The sequence below is a fragment of the Arthrobacter sp. SLBN-53 genome (assembly GCF_006715585.1).
Taxonomy (GTDB): domain Bacteria; phylum Actinomycetota; class Actinomycetes; order Mycobacteriales; family Mycobacteriaceae; genus Mycobacterium; species Mycobacterium neoaurum_A.
This window is the reverse complement of sequence record NZ_VFNN01000001.1, coordinates 2,088,059-2,102,619: the sequence shown is the minus strand read 5'-3', so window position 1 is coordinate 2,102,619 and position 14,561 is coordinate 2,088,059. Positions and strand designations below refer to the sequence as shown.

Below are 14,561 nucleotides of genomic sequence, written 5' to 3'. Positions count from 1 at the left end.
TAGCGCGAAGAACATGGGGTTCTGATGAGCAGCGAGCGCAGAACCCTCATCAACGTCGCGGTCTTCACCATGGCGATGGTGCTGGTGGCCGCCGGGCTGATCGTCGTGTTCGGGCAGTTCCGGTTCGCCTCCAGCAACCAGTACCACGCCACGTTCACCGAGGCCTCGCGACTCAAGAGCGGTCAGGATGTCCGGATCGCCGGGGTGCCGGTCGGCTCGGTCAGTGCGGTCACCCTGAACCCGGACAACACCGTCGATGTCGCATTCGATGTCGACAAGCGCTATCAGCTCTACACCTCTACCCGCGCGGTGGTGCGCTACGAGAACCTCGTCGGTGACCGCTATATGGAGATCACCTCCGGCCCAGGGGAATTGCAGAAGTTGCCGGCCGGGTCGACGCTCTCGACGGCGAACACCCAGCCCGCGCTGGATCTCGACGCGCTGCTCGGCGGGTTGCGGCCGGTGCTCAAGGGCCTGGACGGCAACAAGGTCAACGAGGTCAGCAATGCCGTCATCGAACTGCTGCAGGGGCAGGGCGGTGCCATCCAGAGCATGCTGGCCAGCACCAGTTCGTTCAGCCAGAATCTGGCCGCCCGCGACCAACTGATCGGCGATGTCATCACGAACCTGAACACCGTGCTGGGCACCATCGACGACAAGGGGGAGCAGTTCAACGCCAGCGTCGACGAACTGCAGAAGCTCATCACCGGACTGGCCGAGAACCGCGATCCCATCGCCGGTGCGATCGCACCGCTGGCCAGTGCCGAGAACGACCTGACCGAGATGCTGAAGGCGTCACGGCGGCCGCTGCAGGGTGTCATCGAGAACGCCCGTCCGCTGATGCAACGAATGGACGAGCGCAAGGCCGATATCAACAAGGTCATCGAGCCACTGGCCGAAAACTACCTGCGCCTCAACGGTCTGGGCGCCTACGGCGCGTTCTTCAACATCTACTACTGCTCGATCCGGATGAAGATCAACGGCCCGGCCGGTAGCGACATCCTGATCCCGTTCGGTGGACCGCCGGACCCGTCGAAGGGAAGGTGTTCGGCGAATGGCTAGCCCAGATCGCAGCAATCCGCTGCGCACCGGCATCCTCGGCATCTTCGTGGTGTCCTGCCTGGTGCTGGTGTCCTTCGGGTACACCGGATTGCCCTGGTATCCGCAGGGCCGCACCTACGAGGCCTATTTCACCGATGCCGGCGGTATCACCCCCGGCAACGATGTGAACATCTCGGGTATCAACGTGGGCAAGGTGAACTCGGTGTCCCTGGCCGGTGATCAGGCCAAGGTCGGCTTCACCGTCGACCGCAAGATCAAGGTCGGCAACCAGACCCTGGTGGCGATCAAGACCGACACCGTGCTCGGTCAGAAATCGCTGTCGGTCACCCCAGGCGGCAGTGGGGATTCCACCGTCATCCCGGTCAACCGCACCACGACGCCGTACACCCTCAACACCGCGTTGCAGGATCTCGGCGGCAACGTCGCCGCACTCGACAAGCCCCGGTTCGAGCAGGCCCTGCAGACGCTGACCGATACGCTGCGCGATGCCACCCCGCAGCTGCGTGGCGCCCTGGACGGTGTCGCCGACCTGAGCCGCAGCCTGAACAAGCGCGATGCCGCGCTCGAACAGCTGCTGTTGCACGCCAAGAACGTCTCGCAGACGCTGGCGGAGCGCTCCGGTCAGGTGAATCAGCTGATCACCGATGGTAACCAGCTCTTCGCCGCCCTCGATGAGCGCAGGCAGGCGCTCAGCACGCTGATTGCCGGCATCGATGATGTCTCCCAACAGCTCTCGGGTTTTGTCGCCGACAACAAGCGCGAGTTCCTGCCGGTGCTGCAGAAGCTGGATGCCGTGATGGCGAACCTGCTGGAGCGCAAGGAGCACATCGGGGAGGCACTCAAGCGGCTGCCGCCGTATGCCACCGCGCTGGCCGAGGTGGTCGGCAACGGCCCCGGCTTCAACATCAACCTCTACGGTCTGCCGCCTGCAACAATCTCCGAGGTGCTGTTGGACACCTACTTCCAGCCCGGCAAGCTGCCCGACAGCCTCGCCGACATGCTGCGCGGATACATCTCCGAACGCACTCTGATTAGGCCGAAATCGCCATGACGCAACCGAAATCGAAAAGATCCAGTTGGCTGCGCGGGGCCGTCGCGGTGGCCCTCGTCGCGCTGCTCGCAGTCGGCGTCTACCTGGTGTGGCCGAATCGCGGCGGACACAAGATCGTCGCCTACTTCCCGACCGCGGTCGGGCTCTACCCGGGTGACGATGTCCGGGTCGTCGGCGTTCCGGTCGGCCGGATCGACTCGATCCAGCCTAGGGCCGATGACGTCAAGATCACCATGACCGTGCAGGACGACGTCCGGGTGCCCGCCGACGCCCGCGCGATCATCATCGCCCCGAACCTGGTCTCGGCCAGGTTCATCCAGCTCACCCCGGCCTACACCGGCGGTGAGACGTTGGCCTCCGGCGCCGAGATCGGCATGGACCGCACCGGTGTACCGGTCGAGTGGGACGAGGTCAAGGAACAGCTCACGGCCTTGAGCACCCAGCTCGGTCCGAAGGAGGGTGGCCTGCAGGGGCCGTTGACCACCTTCGTCAACCAGGCCGCCGACACCTTCGACGGTAACGGCGACTCCTTCCGGAAGGCGCTGCGCGAACTGTCGCAGACCGCCGGTCGCCTCGGCGACTCACGTGCCGACCTGTTCGGCACCATCCGCAATCTGCAGGTGCTGGTCAATGCGCTGTCCAACAGCAACGAGCAGATCGTGCAGTTCACCAACCATGTGGCGTCGGTGTCCCAGGTGCTGGCCGACAGTTCCGCCGATCTGGACAACACCCTAGGGGTGCTCAATACCGCACTCGGTGACGTCCGCGGACTGCTCAGCGAGTCGAATTCCTCGCTGATCAAATCGGTGAACAGCCTGACCGAGTTCACCCAGATCCTCACCGATCACAGCGATGACATCGAGCAGATCTTGCACGTGACGCCCAACGGTCTTGCCAACTTCTACAACATCTACAACCCGGCGCAGGGCACGGTCGCAGGTCTGCTGTCGCTGCCCAACTTCGCCAACCCGGTCCAGTTCATCTGTGCGGGCACCTTCGACACCGGCGCGAACCCGGACAACTACAAGCGTGCCGAGATCTGCCGGCAGCGGATGGGCCCGGTGCTCAAGCGCATCACCATGAACTACCCGCCGATCCTCTTCCACCCCATCGACAGCATCACCGCCTACAAGGGTCAGGTCATCTACGACACCCCGGCCACCGAGGCCAAGTCCCGGACGCCGGTTCCGTACCTGCAGTGGCAGCCGGCACCGGGGGTGACCCCGCCGACCGCCCCGCCGGGCGGCAACCTCAGCCAACTCATCCTGCCGCCACCAGCGGTACCAGGGCAGGTCTCCCCGGCCGGACCGGTCCCGCCGGCTCCGCCGATGGGAACCGGGCCGCTGCCCGGCCCGGCACCGGCGGAAGGAGCGGGTGGATGACCCGGAAGCTGTTGCGGGGCGGCGCACTCGGCGCGTCGGCGCTGGTGCTGGCCGGCTGCCAATTCGGCGGACTCAACTCGCTGAACATGCCGGGGACCGCCGGCCATGGTGCCGGCTCCTACGTCATCACCGCCGAGCTGCCGGATGTGGCGACGTTGCCGCAGAACTCACCGGTGATGCTCGACGATGTCACCGTCGGCAGTGTCTCGGGTATCGAGGCCGTGCAGCGGCCCGACGGCACCTTTTACGCCGCCGTGCAACTGTCTCTCGACGGAGACGTCGACCTGCCGGAGAACGCGACGGCGACCGTCGCGCAGACATCGCTGTTGGGATCCCAGCACGTGCAGCTGGCGCCACCGGCCGATGATCCGGTGGGCAAGCTCAAACAGGGGTCGAGGATCCCGCTGGGTGCCATCGGGCGATATCCCACCACCGAGGAGGTGCTCTCCGCCCTCGGAATCGTGGTCAACAAGGGTAATCTCGGTGCGCTGCAGGACATCACCGATGAGGCCTATGCCGCGGTCGCGGGCCGGTCCGGGAGTTTCACCGGTCTGCTGCCCCGGTTGGCCGAGTTGACCGCCTCGCTGGACCGCCAGACCGATGACATCATCGCCGCGGCCGATGGGTTGAACCGGTTCGCCTCGATCCTGGCCCGCAGCAAGGACAATCTGGGCCGCACGCTGGACACGCTGCCCAACGCGCTGCTGGTGCTCAACAACAACCGGCAGAACATCGTCGATGCGTTCTCGGCCCTGCGCGGGTTCGCCGAGGTGGGCTCGCGGGTGCTCTCGGAGACCAAGGACGATTTCGCGGCCGATCTCAAGGATCTGTACCCGGTCATCAAATCGCTCAACGACAATGCCGATGATTTCATCAAGGACCTGGAGTTCCTCCCGACGTTCCCGTTCCACTACAAGTACCTGCGCAATGCCGTCCGGGGTGATTATCTGAACGTGTTCGTGACCTTCGACCTGACGGTGCGCCGGTTCGGTGAAACGGTGTTCACGACATCGTTCTTCGACCCGAACATGAAGCGGCTCAATGAGGTGATCAACCCGCCGGACTTCCTGACCGGCGCGGTGGCCAATCTGTCGGGCCAGGCGGCGGACCCGTTCAAGATCCCGCCGGGCACCGCGACCCAGCACGGAGAGGCGCCGTAATGCTGACCCGTCTGACCCGCCTGCAGCTGTCCATCTTCGCCGTGGTGACGGTGCTGACAGTGACCGCCATCTCGGCGTTCTATCTGCACGTACCCGCCACGCTGGGGATCGGCACCTACAACGTCACGGCCAATTTCGCGGCGGGTGGCGGTCTGTATCAGAACGCCAACGTGACCTACCGCGGTGTCACCATCGGCCGCGTCGAGGAGGTTGGCCTGACCGATGACGGTGTTGTCGCCAAGATGCGGTTGAACACCGATACCGAGGTGCCCGCCAATGTCACCGCCACGGTGAAGAGCGTCTCGGCCGTCGGTGAGCAGTACATCGATCTGGTTCCCCCGGAGGGGCAGGCCGACTCCGCGTTGCTGCGCAACGGTTCGTCCATCGGGGTGGAGCGCACCGCGATCGGACAGGACATCGCCGGAATGCTCAAACAGGCCGATGATCTGGTCAACAGCGTCGGCGATGCCCGCATCCAGGATCTGCTCTCGGAGACGTTCAAGGCGTTCAACGGGTCCGGTCCGGAGTTGGCCCGGCTCATCCAGTCCGGTCGCGATCTGGTCGACGAGGCCAACGCCGCCTATCCGCAGACCGCCCAGTTGATCGACGAGGCCGGCCCGTTCCTGGACGCCCAGATCGAGTCCGGGGACAGCATCCGCGCCACCGCCGACGGTTTGGCCCGGTTGACCGGTGAGGTCGCCAACGCGGACCCGCAGCTGCGCTCGGTGCTGCAGACGGTGCCCGGTGCCGCCGCCGAGGCCAATGTGACGTTCGAGGGGATCCGGCCGACATTCCCGGTGCTGGCGGCCAATCTCGCCAATGTAGGCCGCATCGGCGTGATCTATCACAAGTCGATCGAGCAGGCGCTGGTGATCTTCCCGGCCCTGCTGGCCGCGCTGAACACCGTCGGCACCGGTCTGCCCGCCGACGAGGGCGGCAAGCTCGACTTCAAGATCAATCTCGGCGACTCGCCGCCGTGTTCGGTCGGTTTCCTGCCCCCGACGGAGATCCGTTCGCCGGCAGACACCACGCTGCGTGAGCTGCCGACCGATCTGTACTGCAAGACGGCCCAGAGCGACCCGTCGGTGGTGCGCGGTGCGCGCAACTATCCGTGCCAGGAGTTTCCCGGCAAGCGGGCGCCCACGGTGCAGCTGTGCCGCGATCCGGTCGGGTATGTCCCGATCGGTAGCAATCCGTGGCGGGGTCCGCCGGTGCCCTATGGCACCCCGATCACGGATCCGCGCAATATCACGCCGCCGAACAAGTTCCCGAACATCCCGCCGGCGGCGGATTACGATCCCGGCCCGCCGGCAGTGCAGTTGCCCCCTGGCGTGCAACCCGGACCGGGACCCGCGCCCAATGCGCCGTTCCCGAACCCGGTGCCGCCGAACAACAATCCGCCGGCACCCCCGTGGCCGTTCTATGCTCCGCCGGATCAGGTGCTGCCGCCCTACGGTCGCCAGGTGCCTGCGCCGCCGCTGCCGCCGGGCACGCCGATCTACCGACCGCCGGGTTCGGAGGCGCCGGCGCTGGCGCCACCGCCCGAGGCGCTGGTGCCGCCGGCTCCTGCACCTCCGATGCCGGGACCCTTGCCCGCCGAACAGCCCGTGGCCAGCGCGTCGTTGACGACCACCTACGATCCGAAGACGGGAGTGTTCGCCGATCCCACGAACGGCGGCACCGGAGTGTTCGCATCCGGGAGTGACAAGTTCACCCCCGCGGAGAATTGGGTGGATCTGATGATGGCGCCAGGACAGCTGTAGATGGTCGACGAAGAAACGACGGACAACACCGACACCGATGGCGAGCAGACCCGCAAGGTAGCCCGTCGACGTGCGTCCCGGGCCGCGGGTCCGGCGGGCGCTGATGTCACCGAGGCGACCACGTCCTTGCCGGCGCCGTCGGCCGCGGTGACGGTGCCCACGCCGGTGCGTGCGGCGGCCCTGCCGCCGCGCCGGCCGCACCGGGCGCTGGTATCCCTGGTATCGGCGGTGGCGGCCCTGATCGCCGCCGCCGTCCTGGTGACCGCCGTCGTGGTGCTCACCGTTCAGCGACGCGAGGCGGCCGAAACCCAGGCCCGCGAACAGCGTTTCGTCGACACCGCCTCCCAGACGGTGATGAACATGTTCAGCTACGACCAGGACAGCATCGACGAAAGCGTCAACCGCTTCGTCGACGGCACCAGCGGGCCGCTGCGCGACATGATGAGCCAGGACAACAACGTCGACAACCTGAAGGCGATCTTCCGCGACACCAATGCCAGCTCAGAGGCCGTCATCAGCGGCGCGGCGCTGGAGAAGGTCGACGATATCGGCGGTAACGCATCGGTTCTGGTATCGGTACGGGTGACCGTCACCGATATCGACGGGGTCAACACGCCGTCGCAGCCGTACCGGATGCGGGTGATCGTGCACGAGGACGGTAACGGCCACATGACCGGATATGACCTGAAGTACCCCGAAGGCGGCAACTGATGCGCACCAGACTCATCCAGGCGGTGTCGGTGTTGTTCGCCCTCGGCCTGGTCGCGCTGGCCGCCGTCGCGGGCGGGCTGTACTGGGACAGGGTGCAGACCCGCGCGGCGCAGGCCGCCGAGGCAGAACTGCCCGCCCTGGCGATTCAGCAGATCCCGCGGGTGTTCGGCTATGACTTCCAGACGGTGGAGCGCAGCCTGTCCGAGGCAGCGACGCTGCTGACCCCGGACTACCGCCGCGAATTCGAGGACCGCGCCGCCAAGGACATCATCCCGCAGGCCCGGGAGCGTCAGGTGGTCAGCCAGGCGCATGCCGTCGGCGCCGGAATGCTGAGCGCACAACGGGATTCGGCATCGGTGCTGGTGTTCATGAACCGCACCGTCACCGACAAGTCCAAGGAGTCGGTGTACGACGGCAGCCGACTGAAGGTCGACTACCAGAAGGTCGACGGTCGCTGGCTGATCAGCTACATCACGCCGATCTAGTCCGGGCCGGTCCCGGCAAGGGCATCAAGGAACGACCGCGCCCAGCGGTCGACATCGTGGGCGAGGACCTGCCTGCGCAACGCCCGCATCCGGCGCCTGCCCTCCTCGGGAGTCTGGTTCAGCGCCTGCTCGATGGCATCGCGCACACCATCGGTGTGGTGCGGGTTGCACAGGTAGGCCTGGCGCAATTCCGCTGCGGCGCCGGTGAATTCGGAGAGCACCAGGGCGCCGCCGAGGTCGCTGCGGCAGGCGACATACTCCTTGGCCACCAGGTTCATCCCGTCACGCAATGGGGTGACGAGCATGACATCGGCGGCGACGAAGAAGGCGATCAGGTCATCGCGGGGGACCGGCCGGTGCAGGTAGTGCACCACCGGGTGGCCGACCTCGCCGTACTCACCGTTGATGTGTCCGACCTGTCGCTCGATACCCTCGCGCATCTCGATATAGCTCTCCACCCGCTCACGGCTCGGGGTGGCCAGCTGGACCAACACCGTGTCGGAGCGGTCGGCGCGATCTTCGGCCAGCAGCTCGGAGAAGGCCTTCAACCGGACATCGATGCCCTTGGTGTAGTCCAGTCGGTCGACGCCGAGCAACAGCTTGCGCGGGTTGCCCAGCTCGGCCCGGATCTCGCGCGCACGTTGACGGATGCCGCGGGCGCGCGCCTTGCGATCGAGTTCGGCCGAGTCGATGGAGATGGGGAATGCGCCCACCTTGACGGTGCGGAAGCCGATCTGCACCTCACCGAAGCGGGAGCGCACACCGATCGTGGCGCGTGAGGTGTTGGCGCCCAGCAGGCGACGAGCCAGGATCAGGAAGTTCTGCGCGCCGCCGGCGAGGTGGAAACCGACCAGGTCGGCGCCCAGGAGCCCCTCGATGATCTCGGTGCGCCACGGCATCTGCATGAATAGTTCCACCGGCGGGAACGGGATGTGCAGGAAGAAGCCGATGGTCAGATCGGGGCGCAGCATCCGCAACATCTTGGGGACCAGCTGCAGCTGGTAGTCCTGGATCCAGACGGTCGCCCCGGGCGCGGCGGCGCGCGCGGTGGCCTCGGCGAAACGCCGATTGACCTCGACGTAGCGGTCCCACCAGTGCCGGTGGTACTGCGGTTTGACGATGACATCGTGATACAGCGGCCAGAGGGTGGCGTTGGAGAAACCCTCGTAGTACAGCGCCACGTCCTCGGTGGACAACCGCACGGGGTAGAGCTTGAGGTCCTCTTGGACGATGGGCTCCTCGTCACCGTCCGGAACGCCGGCCCAACCGATCCATGCACCGCTCTGCTTGCGCAGAATCGGCTCCAGCGCGGTCACCAGGCCGCCGGGGCTGCGCTTCCAGGTGGTGGTGCCGTCGGGGAGACGGACCTGATCGATCGGCAGCCGGTTGGCGACGACTACGAAGTCGGCGTGCCCGGATTCCGGGATGGAGTCGGCGGAATCGACTCCCGGTGCCACTAGGCCTCGGACTTCGCGGGTCCGATACCCAGCATCGCCAGGAACATCCGGCACTCCTCGGCGTCGACGGCATAGGCGGCGACGACGCGGCGCGCCTGGCTGGCCGTATCGTCGGCGACGGGCTCGACCTCGCCGATATCGGCGGCTTCTGTTTTTGCAGGCATCCTCCAATGCTAGGCGACCGACGTCGGGCGGGGATTGCCAGGGAGGATTCCGTTGTCGGCGGAAACCTCCGCGCCGAGGTCAGCGGTGCCGTATAACTGGAACCTGTTCTAGTTAGTCGGTCTTCTCTTTCGCGGAGGTATGTCCATGCTGCTGTCGCTGGCCGAGCGCACCTACCTGGTCACCGGGGGTGGCAGCGGTATCGGTAAGGGGGTGGCGGCCGCCATCGTCGGCGCCGGGGGCAACGTCGTGCTCGCCGGCCGCAACGCCGACAAGCTGGAGGCCGCGGCTGCCGAGATCGGCGGCGCCGGCGCCGGCCAGGTGAACTACGAGCCCGCCGATATCACCGACGAGGACGAGGCTGCCCGCCTCGTCGACGCGGCGACCGCCTGGCACGGGCGGCTCGACGGCGTCGTGCACAGCGCAGGCGGCTCGGAAACGATCGGCCCGCTCACCCAGATCGACTCCGCGGCCTGGCGCAACACGGTCGACCTGAACATCAACGGGACCATGTATGTGCTCAAGCATTCCGCTCGCGAGCTGGTCCGCGGCGGCGGCGGATCGTTCGTCGGAATCTCCTCGATCGCCTCGAGCAACACCCACCGCTGGTTCGGCGCCTACGGGCCCAGCAAGGCCGCGCTGGATCATCTGATGATGGTCGCCGCCGACGAGCTGGGGCCGTCCTCGGTGCGTGTCAACGGGATCCGGCCCGGATTGACCCGTACCGACATGGTGGCGCCGATCTTCGACGTGCCGGCCCTGAGCGCCGATTACGCCGCCTGCACGCCGCTGCCGAGGGTCGGTGAGGTCGAGGATGTCGCGAATCTGGCGGTGTTCCTGCTCAGCGATGCCGCGAGCTTCATCACCGGCCAGGTGATCAACGTCGACGGTGGCCACGGCCTGCGCCGCGGGCCCGATCTGTCCGGGATGCTCGAGCCGCTGTTCGGCGCGGATGGTCTGCGCGGGGTGGTGACCGACTAGCTGGGCAGAACGTCGGGGCAGTACACCCTGGCGGCGATACCGGCGAAGGTCGTGACGGCGTCCTTGCTCAGCTCGGTGTGATCGCGCACGTAGTAGACGGCCTTCTGCAGTTTCGTGCCGCTGCCGTCGCCGGCGATCTCGCACATCCGCTGGGCGATCCGGACGGCGTCCTCGTCGCTGCCGACCTGCACGCCCTGCTGGGCGATCGCCGCGAGGAACTGCTCCTGGGTGAGCTCATCGGCGGCGGCCGGCGCGGCGGCGCCGAGCCCGGCAGCCGGGCCGATGACAGCGCCGGCCAGGAAAGCGGCGGCCAGCATGCGCGTGATCATTGTTCTCCTGTCCCAGCACCGAGCGAGATGCATCGGCAGACGCTGTGAGGACTATCGGCGGGTTCGGACCCGACGTTACCGAACACCGACTCAGGTGCGGGCCTCCCGATCGCGGTGGATGCGACCGTCGAGCGCGGCGAGGGGGCGTCCGCCGCCACCCCATCGGCTGGCGATGATCTCGGCGACGATCGACACCGCGGTCTCCTCCGGCGTCCGCGCGCCGAGGTCCAGTCCGATGGGGCTGGACAGCCGGGCCAGCTCGTCGTCGCCGAGCCCGGCCTCGGACAGTCGGGCCAATCGGTCCAGATGGGTGCGTCGGGAGCCCATCGCCCCGACATACCCGACCTGGGGCAGCCGCAGCGCCACCGCAAGGGCGGGCACATCGAACTTCGGGTCGTGGGTCAGCACGCAGATCGCGGTTCTGTTGTCGATGGCGCCGAGATCCTGCTGAGCGCGCAGGTAACGGTCGGGCCAGTCGACGACCACCTCGTCGGCGGCCGGGAATCGGGCTGCGGTCGCGAATACCGGGCGGGCGTCGCATACCGTCACCCGATATCCCAGCAGCCTGGCCTGCCGGGTCAGCGCTGCGGCGAAGTCGATGGCGCCGAAGATCACCATTCGTGGTGCCGGAGCGTAACTGGCGACGAACACCTCCATGCCCCGGTCGGCCGTCTCATCGATACGTTGCCCGTCGGGGCCGTAGGACAGCACCGCGGTCTGTCCCGCCAGCAGCAGGCCGCGTGCATCGTCGGTCACGGCGTCATCTGCGCGCGCCGACCCCAGCGAGCCATCGCAGCGCTCGGCCTCGATGACCATGCGGCGTCCGACCCGACGTACATCGGGGTGGGCGATCACGGTGGCGACCGCCACCGGCCTGTCGTGGTCGACGGCGTCGGCCAACGCCGGCAGTTCGGGAAACGTCTGTCGTGACACGGGTTCGACGAACACATCGATGATGCCGCCGCAGGTGAGTCCGACGGCGAAGGCGTCGTCATCGCTGATCCCGTAGCGCTGTAGTTGCGGCGATCCGGTCGCGACGACCTCGGCGGCAAGCTCGTACACCGCGCCTTCGACACAACCGCCGGATACCGACCCGGCAACGCTCCCGTCGGGTGCCACAGCCAGGGCCGCGCCTGGCGCGCGTGGGGCGGAGCGGAAGGTGCGCACGACCGTGGCGAGGCCGGCGGTGCCACCGGAATGCCAGGTTGTCAGTACGTCGCCGAGGATCTCGCGCACCAGCGAAGTCTAAGTGTGCACGCGGTGCCGTCGCGCGGCGAAGTGGAAGGGCGGTGCGTGGCCGCCTAGCGGTTGCGCGTCCACAAACAATGTCCGGTCATGACGATGTCGAACAGTCGCGGCGCCACCACCACGGTGAGCGGCTGACCGATCGGTGCCGTCGTGGTCATGGGGGCGCCGACGACACCTGCACTGACGACGCTCTGCTGCGTTGCCCCGCAGGAGGTTTGCGGCTCCAACGGGGTTGCGGTCCAGGTCCCCGAGGCCAGATTCGGGTTACGCAAACCCTCACCGTGCAAAGCCATTTCCGGGCCGAAGCTCACCCAGCGATCGCTGGGATCGCCCGGCACGGTCACCGCCGCCCATCGTCCGCCCGTGCACACCAGCGGTAGGAGCTGTCCGGCCTGCATCGTGGTGGCACCGGTCAGATCCGGTGTGCAGGGGGTGTTCGGTGACGGCGGTTCGGCGGCGGCGGGCGCCGCCGTCACCACGAGCAACGCGATCGCCGCCAGGATCGTGCGCATGTCAGAGCTTGGCGAGGTCGGTTTTCACCAGCCACACGTTGTAGTCGTTCCACACCGAGAGGTTGAAGTACAGCTCGGTGCCGGTACCCAGCGTCGACGGTGACCACGGATGCATCATCGGTGCGTAGATGCCGCCGCCCTGCTGACCCATCACGACCGTGGGTGCGGACCAACCACCCTCGGGGCGATCCGAGGTGCGCAGGATGATGTTGTTGAACTGATCCCCGTGCATGGCAACGTATTTGCCAAGCGTCTTGTTGTACTGCACCGACATCTCGCTGACCTGGTTGCCGGCCTTGGCAACGCCGCACGCCCCGGTCTCGCGTCCGAAGACGGGGGAGGCCTTGCCGGGGTCGTTGCGATACCAGCCGGAGCTGTAGGCCCCGATGCCGAACAGCCAGCCGCTGCTGCCCGCGCTGTAGTACTCGTACTTGGTGACGTCGAGGATGTCCTTCTCGGCGACCCGCGAGACGAAGGCCTGGCCCTGCCGACCGTTCGGAGTTCCGTAGGAGTACACGAATCCGTCGCCGGGCCGCACGAACGCGCCCTGCTGGAAGTTCGCGTTACCGCCGAAGTTGGTGCGCACACTGCTCGGGGCGATGTACCAGTTCTCGCCGTTGTCCTCGGAATAGGCGATGGCCGAATAGTTGGTCGACCACTGTCCCGCCGCGCCCCACTGCTTGACCGACATGAAGCTCAGGTATTGCGTGGCACCGTATTTGGTGCCCGGAGTGGGAACCGAGATGCCGGCCGTCGGGATCAGCGTGACACCGGACGGCAGTCCCTTGGGGAGCCGTTCGGGCAGGATGATCTGCCGGGCGTAATGCTCCTCCCACAGTGGAGAACCGCCGAACATGTTGCCGTTGAACCACTGTCCGCCCGGGACCGCCAGACCGTCGGCAAGGTTGCGGTCCGGGCTGCGGAACAGCGTGTTGAGCCGCCAGGTGCCGGTCATGTTGGGTCCACCGAAGGTGTCACCGAAGGCGATGAGGACCTGGTTCTCGTTGATCGGGGTCGTCGGGTCATCGGGAATACCGTTGTCCCACATGGTTCCGATATCGGTACCCCAGATCCCGTACCGGTTGAAGGTGTCGTTGGGGGCGAAGTTACCGGTGACCCAGTCCACGAAGCTGGTCGACGGGCTGAACTGATAGCCCGGTGGAGGGAAGCCGGGACGCGGATTGATCGCGGCAGCCGCCAGGGCGCGCGCCGCGTTATCGGTCGCGGCGGCCGCCGAGTTGGCCGCCGCGGTCGCCGCAGCGTGCGCGGGATCGAGCCGGCTGAGCAGGTTGTCCACCTCGCGCCGGGCGAACGCGAGCAGGGCCCATGCCAGGGTGGGCGCGCTCGGCGAGCCCGGCACCACGCCCGCCGCCCAGTCCAGAACGTTGGCGACGACCTTCACCACGCCGGTCAACGGGTGGGCCGAGGCGGTGGCGGCCGGCCGGGACGGATTGTCGGTGACCGTGGCGGTGGCCAGGGTGCGCGCCGAGGCGAACACCGCGACATTGCCCGCGGTGGCCATCGTGTCCGAGGCATCGGCGACCCGGGTGGTGCTCAAGCTGGCCGTCTCGGTGGTGGTGCGCGAGTCGTCGGTGGTGCCCGCACCGGCTTCGAGCGCGGCGCTCGGCTGCTCGGTGGTCTGAGCTACCGAGTGCGGCCGGTCGGACTGGCCGATGGTGACGCGCGGTGTGCGCGGCGCGGTCTGCTCTGTCGGTTCGAGGTCGTCGGGCGGCGTCGAGCCGGACTCGGAGGTGGGGGAGTCGTCCTTGGAGCCACCGCTGTTGGAGCCACTGCTGTTGGAGCCCCCGCCGAGCGGCTCGTCATCGTCGGTTGTTGAATCGTCGATCTTGGAGTCGTCGATGACGTCGTCGCCGGATCCCTTGACGGCCTCGGAGCCGGAGCCGCCGGACGTGGCGTCCTTCTCGTTCTCCCGGTCGGTGTCGCGGTCTCGGGTGGTGAGCCCACCGCTGCCGGAGCCCTCGGAGTCCCCGGACTTCTCGCCCGAACCCGTGGCGCCGCCCGCGTGTGTCGACGTCGTGGCGGATCCGCCGGTGCTGTTGGATGCGCTCGACGAACTGCCGGCGCCGCCGGAGTCGCTGCCCTCGGCCGCGGCGATGCCGTGCCCGCTGACGATCGCCGTTCCGACGCCCAGCGCCACGGCCAGGCCCCCGACGCGACCCACCGCCAGCCCCCCGCCCCGCCAGAAGAACGTCGATGAGCCCATGATGGTGCCTCCGTGCTGTCCGCCCCCGGCCCAA

14 protein-coding genes are annotated in these 14,561 nt (G+C 67.3%); 8 read left to right on the top strand and 6 right to left on the bottom strand.

What is annotated here, in order from left to right; translation table 11 throughout:
* The first annotated feature begins 24 nt into the window (after positions 1-24).
* Genes FBY28_RS09985 through FBY28_RS09955 form a run of 7 tightly spaced genes read left to right on the top strand, consistent with a single transcriptional unit; the run spans position 25 to position 7,614 of the window.
* Positions 25-1,062, top strand: a complete 1,038-nt coding sequence (locus tag FBY28_RS09985) for an MCE family protein (RefSeq protein WP_141866344.1) — start codon at positions 25-27, stop codon at positions 1,060-1,062.
* Positions 1,055-2,113 carry an MCE family protein gene (locus FBY28_RS09980; protein ID WP_141866342.1) on the top strand — a complete coding sequence of 353 codons (1,059 nt, stop codon included), beginning with the start codon at positions 1,055-1,057 and terminating at the stop codon, positions 2,111-2,113. Before FBY28_RS09985 ends, FBY28_RS09980 begins: the two co-directional genes overlap by 8 nt.
* A complete protein-coding gene (locus tag FBY28_RS09975) occupies positions 2,110-3,495 on the top strand; it encodes an MCE family protein (protein ID WP_141866340.1) in 1,386 nt (461 codons plus the stop codon). Before FBY28_RS09980 ends, FBY28_RS09975 begins: the two co-directional genes overlap by 4 nt.
* On the top strand, positions 3,492-4,655 hold the full coding sequence (locus FBY28_RS09970) for an MCE family protein (RefSeq protein WP_174241586.1): 1,164 nt from the start codon (positions 3,492-3,494) through the stop codon (positions 4,653-4,655). Before FBY28_RS09975 ends, FBY28_RS09970 begins: the two co-directional genes overlap by 4 nt.
* On the top strand, positions 4,655-6,418 hold the full coding sequence (locus FBY28_RS09965; RefSeq protein WP_141866338.1) for an MCE family protein: 1,764 nt from the start codon (positions 4,655-4,657) through the stop codon (positions 6,416-6,418). Before FBY28_RS09970 ends, FBY28_RS09965 begins: the two co-directional genes overlap by 1 nt.
* Positions 6,419-7,129 carry an Rv1363c family protein gene (locus tag FBY28_RS09960; RefSeq protein ID WP_141866336.1) on the top strand — a complete coding sequence of 237 codons (711 nt, stop codon included), beginning with the start codon at positions 6,419-6,421 and terminating at the stop codon, positions 7,127-7,129.
* The gene (locus tag FBY28_RS09955) at positions 7,129-7,614 is read left to right on the top strand and encodes an Rv1363c family protein (RefSeq protein WP_019511037.1); all 486 of its coding nucleotides are present in this window, start codon (positions 7,129-7,131) and stop codon (positions 7,612-7,614) included. The genes FBY28_RS09960 and FBY28_RS09955 overlap by 1 nt, the downstream gene beginning before the upstream one ends.
* On the opposite strand, the gene FBY28_RS09950 is transcribed toward FBY28_RS09955, so the two are convergent.
* Together FBY28_RS09950 and FBY28_RS09945 are read right to left on the bottom strand one after the other, a co-directional pair.
* Positions 7,611-9,071 carry an alpha,alpha-trehalose-phosphate synthase (UDP-forming) gene (locus FBY28_RS09950; RefSeq protein ID WP_174241585.1) on the bottom strand — a complete coding sequence of 487 codons (1,461 nt, stop codon included), beginning with the start codon at positions 9,069-9,071 and terminating at the stop codon, positions 7,611-7,613. The genes FBY28_RS09955 and FBY28_RS09950 overlap by 4 nt on opposite strands.
* Positions 9,071-9,235, bottom strand: coding sequence for a hypothetical protein (locus FBY28_RS09945; protein ID WP_141866334.1), 165 nt, complete (start codon positions 9,233-9,235; stop codon positions 9,071-9,073). Before FBY28_RS09945 ends, FBY28_RS09950 begins: the two co-directional genes overlap by 1 nt.
* Before the next feature lie 139 nt (positions 9,236-9,374).
* Between FBY28_RS09945 and FBY28_RS09940 the strand changes: the two genes are divergently transcribed.
* Positions 9,375-10,214, top strand: a complete 840-nt coding sequence (locus FBY28_RS09940; protein WP_216847606.1) for an SDR family oxidoreductase — start codon at positions 9,375-9,377, stop codon at positions 10,212-10,214.
* Here the strand turns inward: FBY28_RS09940 and FBY28_RS09935 are convergent.
* The 4 genes from FBY28_RS09935 to FBY28_RS09920 all read right to left on the bottom strand — a co-directional run bounded on the left by FBY28_RS09935 (position 10,211) and on the right by FBY28_RS09920 (position 14,527).
* Positions 10,211-10,543, bottom strand: a complete 333-nt coding sequence (locus FBY28_RS09935) for a DUF732 domain-containing protein (protein ID WP_160145471.1) — start codon at positions 10,541-10,543, stop codon at positions 10,211-10,213. The two genes, FBY28_RS09940 and FBY28_RS09935, sit on opposite strands and share 4 nt — an antisense overlap.
* Positions 10,544-10,633: 90 nt before the next feature.
* Positions 10,634-11,779 (bottom strand): XdhC family protein, encoded by a 1,146-nt coding sequence (locus tag FBY28_RS09930; RefSeq protein ID WP_141866327.1) that lies wholly within the window; start codon positions 11,777-11,779, stop codon positions 10,634-10,636.
* Positions 11,780-11,844: 65 nt separating this feature from the next.
* The gene (locus FBY28_RS09925) at positions 11,845-12,303 is read right to left on the bottom strand and encodes a hypothetical protein (protein WP_141866325.1); all 459 of its coding nucleotides are present in this window, start codon (positions 12,301-12,303) and stop codon (positions 11,845-11,847) included.
* A gap of 1 nt (position 12,304) precedes the next feature.
* Positions 12,305-14,527, bottom strand: a complete 2,223-nt coding sequence (locus tag FBY28_RS09920; protein WP_141866323.1) for a DUF4185 domain-containing protein — start codon at positions 14,525-14,527, stop codon at positions 12,305-12,307.
* Positions 14,528-14,561 lie beyond the last annotated feature (34 nt).

What these genes read in the sequence shown, in the direction of transcription:
- FBY28_RS09985 (WP_141866344.1), top strand. Translation starts at nt 25, where the DNA reads ATGAGCAGCGAGCGCAGAACCCTCATCAACGTCGCGGTCTTCACCATG.
- FBY28_RS09980 (WP_141866342.1), top strand. Translation starts at nt 1,055, where the DNA reads ATGGCTAGCCCAGATCGCAGCAATCCGCTGCGCACCGGCATCCTCGGC.
- FBY28_RS09975 (WP_141866340.1), top strand. Translation starts at nt 2,110, where the DNA reads ATGACGCAACCGAAATCGAAAAGATCCAGTTGGCTGCGCGGGGCCGTC.
- FBY28_RS09970 (WP_174241586.1), top strand. Translation starts at nt 3,492, where the DNA reads ATGACCCGGAAGCTGTTGCGGGGCGGCGCACTCGGCGCGTCGGCGCTG.
- FBY28_RS09965 (WP_141866338.1), top strand. Translation starts at nt 4,655, where the DNA reads ATGCTGACCCGTCTGACCCGCCTGCAGCTGTCCATCTTCGCCGTGGTG.
- FBY28_RS09960 (WP_141866336.1), top strand. Translation starts at nt 6,419, where the DNA reads ATGGTCGACGAAGAAACGACGGACAACACCGACACCGATGGCGAGCAG.
- FBY28_RS09955 (WP_019511037.1), top strand. Translation starts at nt 7,129, where the DNA reads ATGCGCACCAGACTCATCCAGGCGGTGTCGGTGTTGTTCGCCCTCGGC.
- FBY28_RS09945 (WP_141866334.1), bottom strand. Translation starts at nt 9,235, where the DNA reads ATGCCTGCAAAAACAGAAGCCGCCGATATCGGCGAGGTCGAGCCCGTC.
- FBY28_RS09940 (WP_216847606.1), top strand. Translation starts at nt 9,375, where the DNA reads ATGTCCATGCTGCTGTCGCTGGCCGAGCGCACCTACCTGGTCACCGGG.
- FBY28_RS09935 (WP_160145471.1), bottom strand. Translation starts at nt 10,543, where the DNA reads ATGATCACGCGCATGCTGGCCGCCGCTTTCCTGGCCGGCGCTGTCATC.
- FBY28_RS09925 (WP_141866325.1), bottom strand. Translation starts at nt 12,303, where the DNA reads ATGCGCACGATCCTGGCGGCGATCGCGTTGCTCGTGGTGACGGCGGCG.
- FBY28_RS09920 (WP_141866323.1), bottom strand. Translation starts at nt 14,527, where the DNA reads ATGGGCTCATCGACGTTCTTCTGGCGGGGCGGGGGGCTGGCGGTGGGT.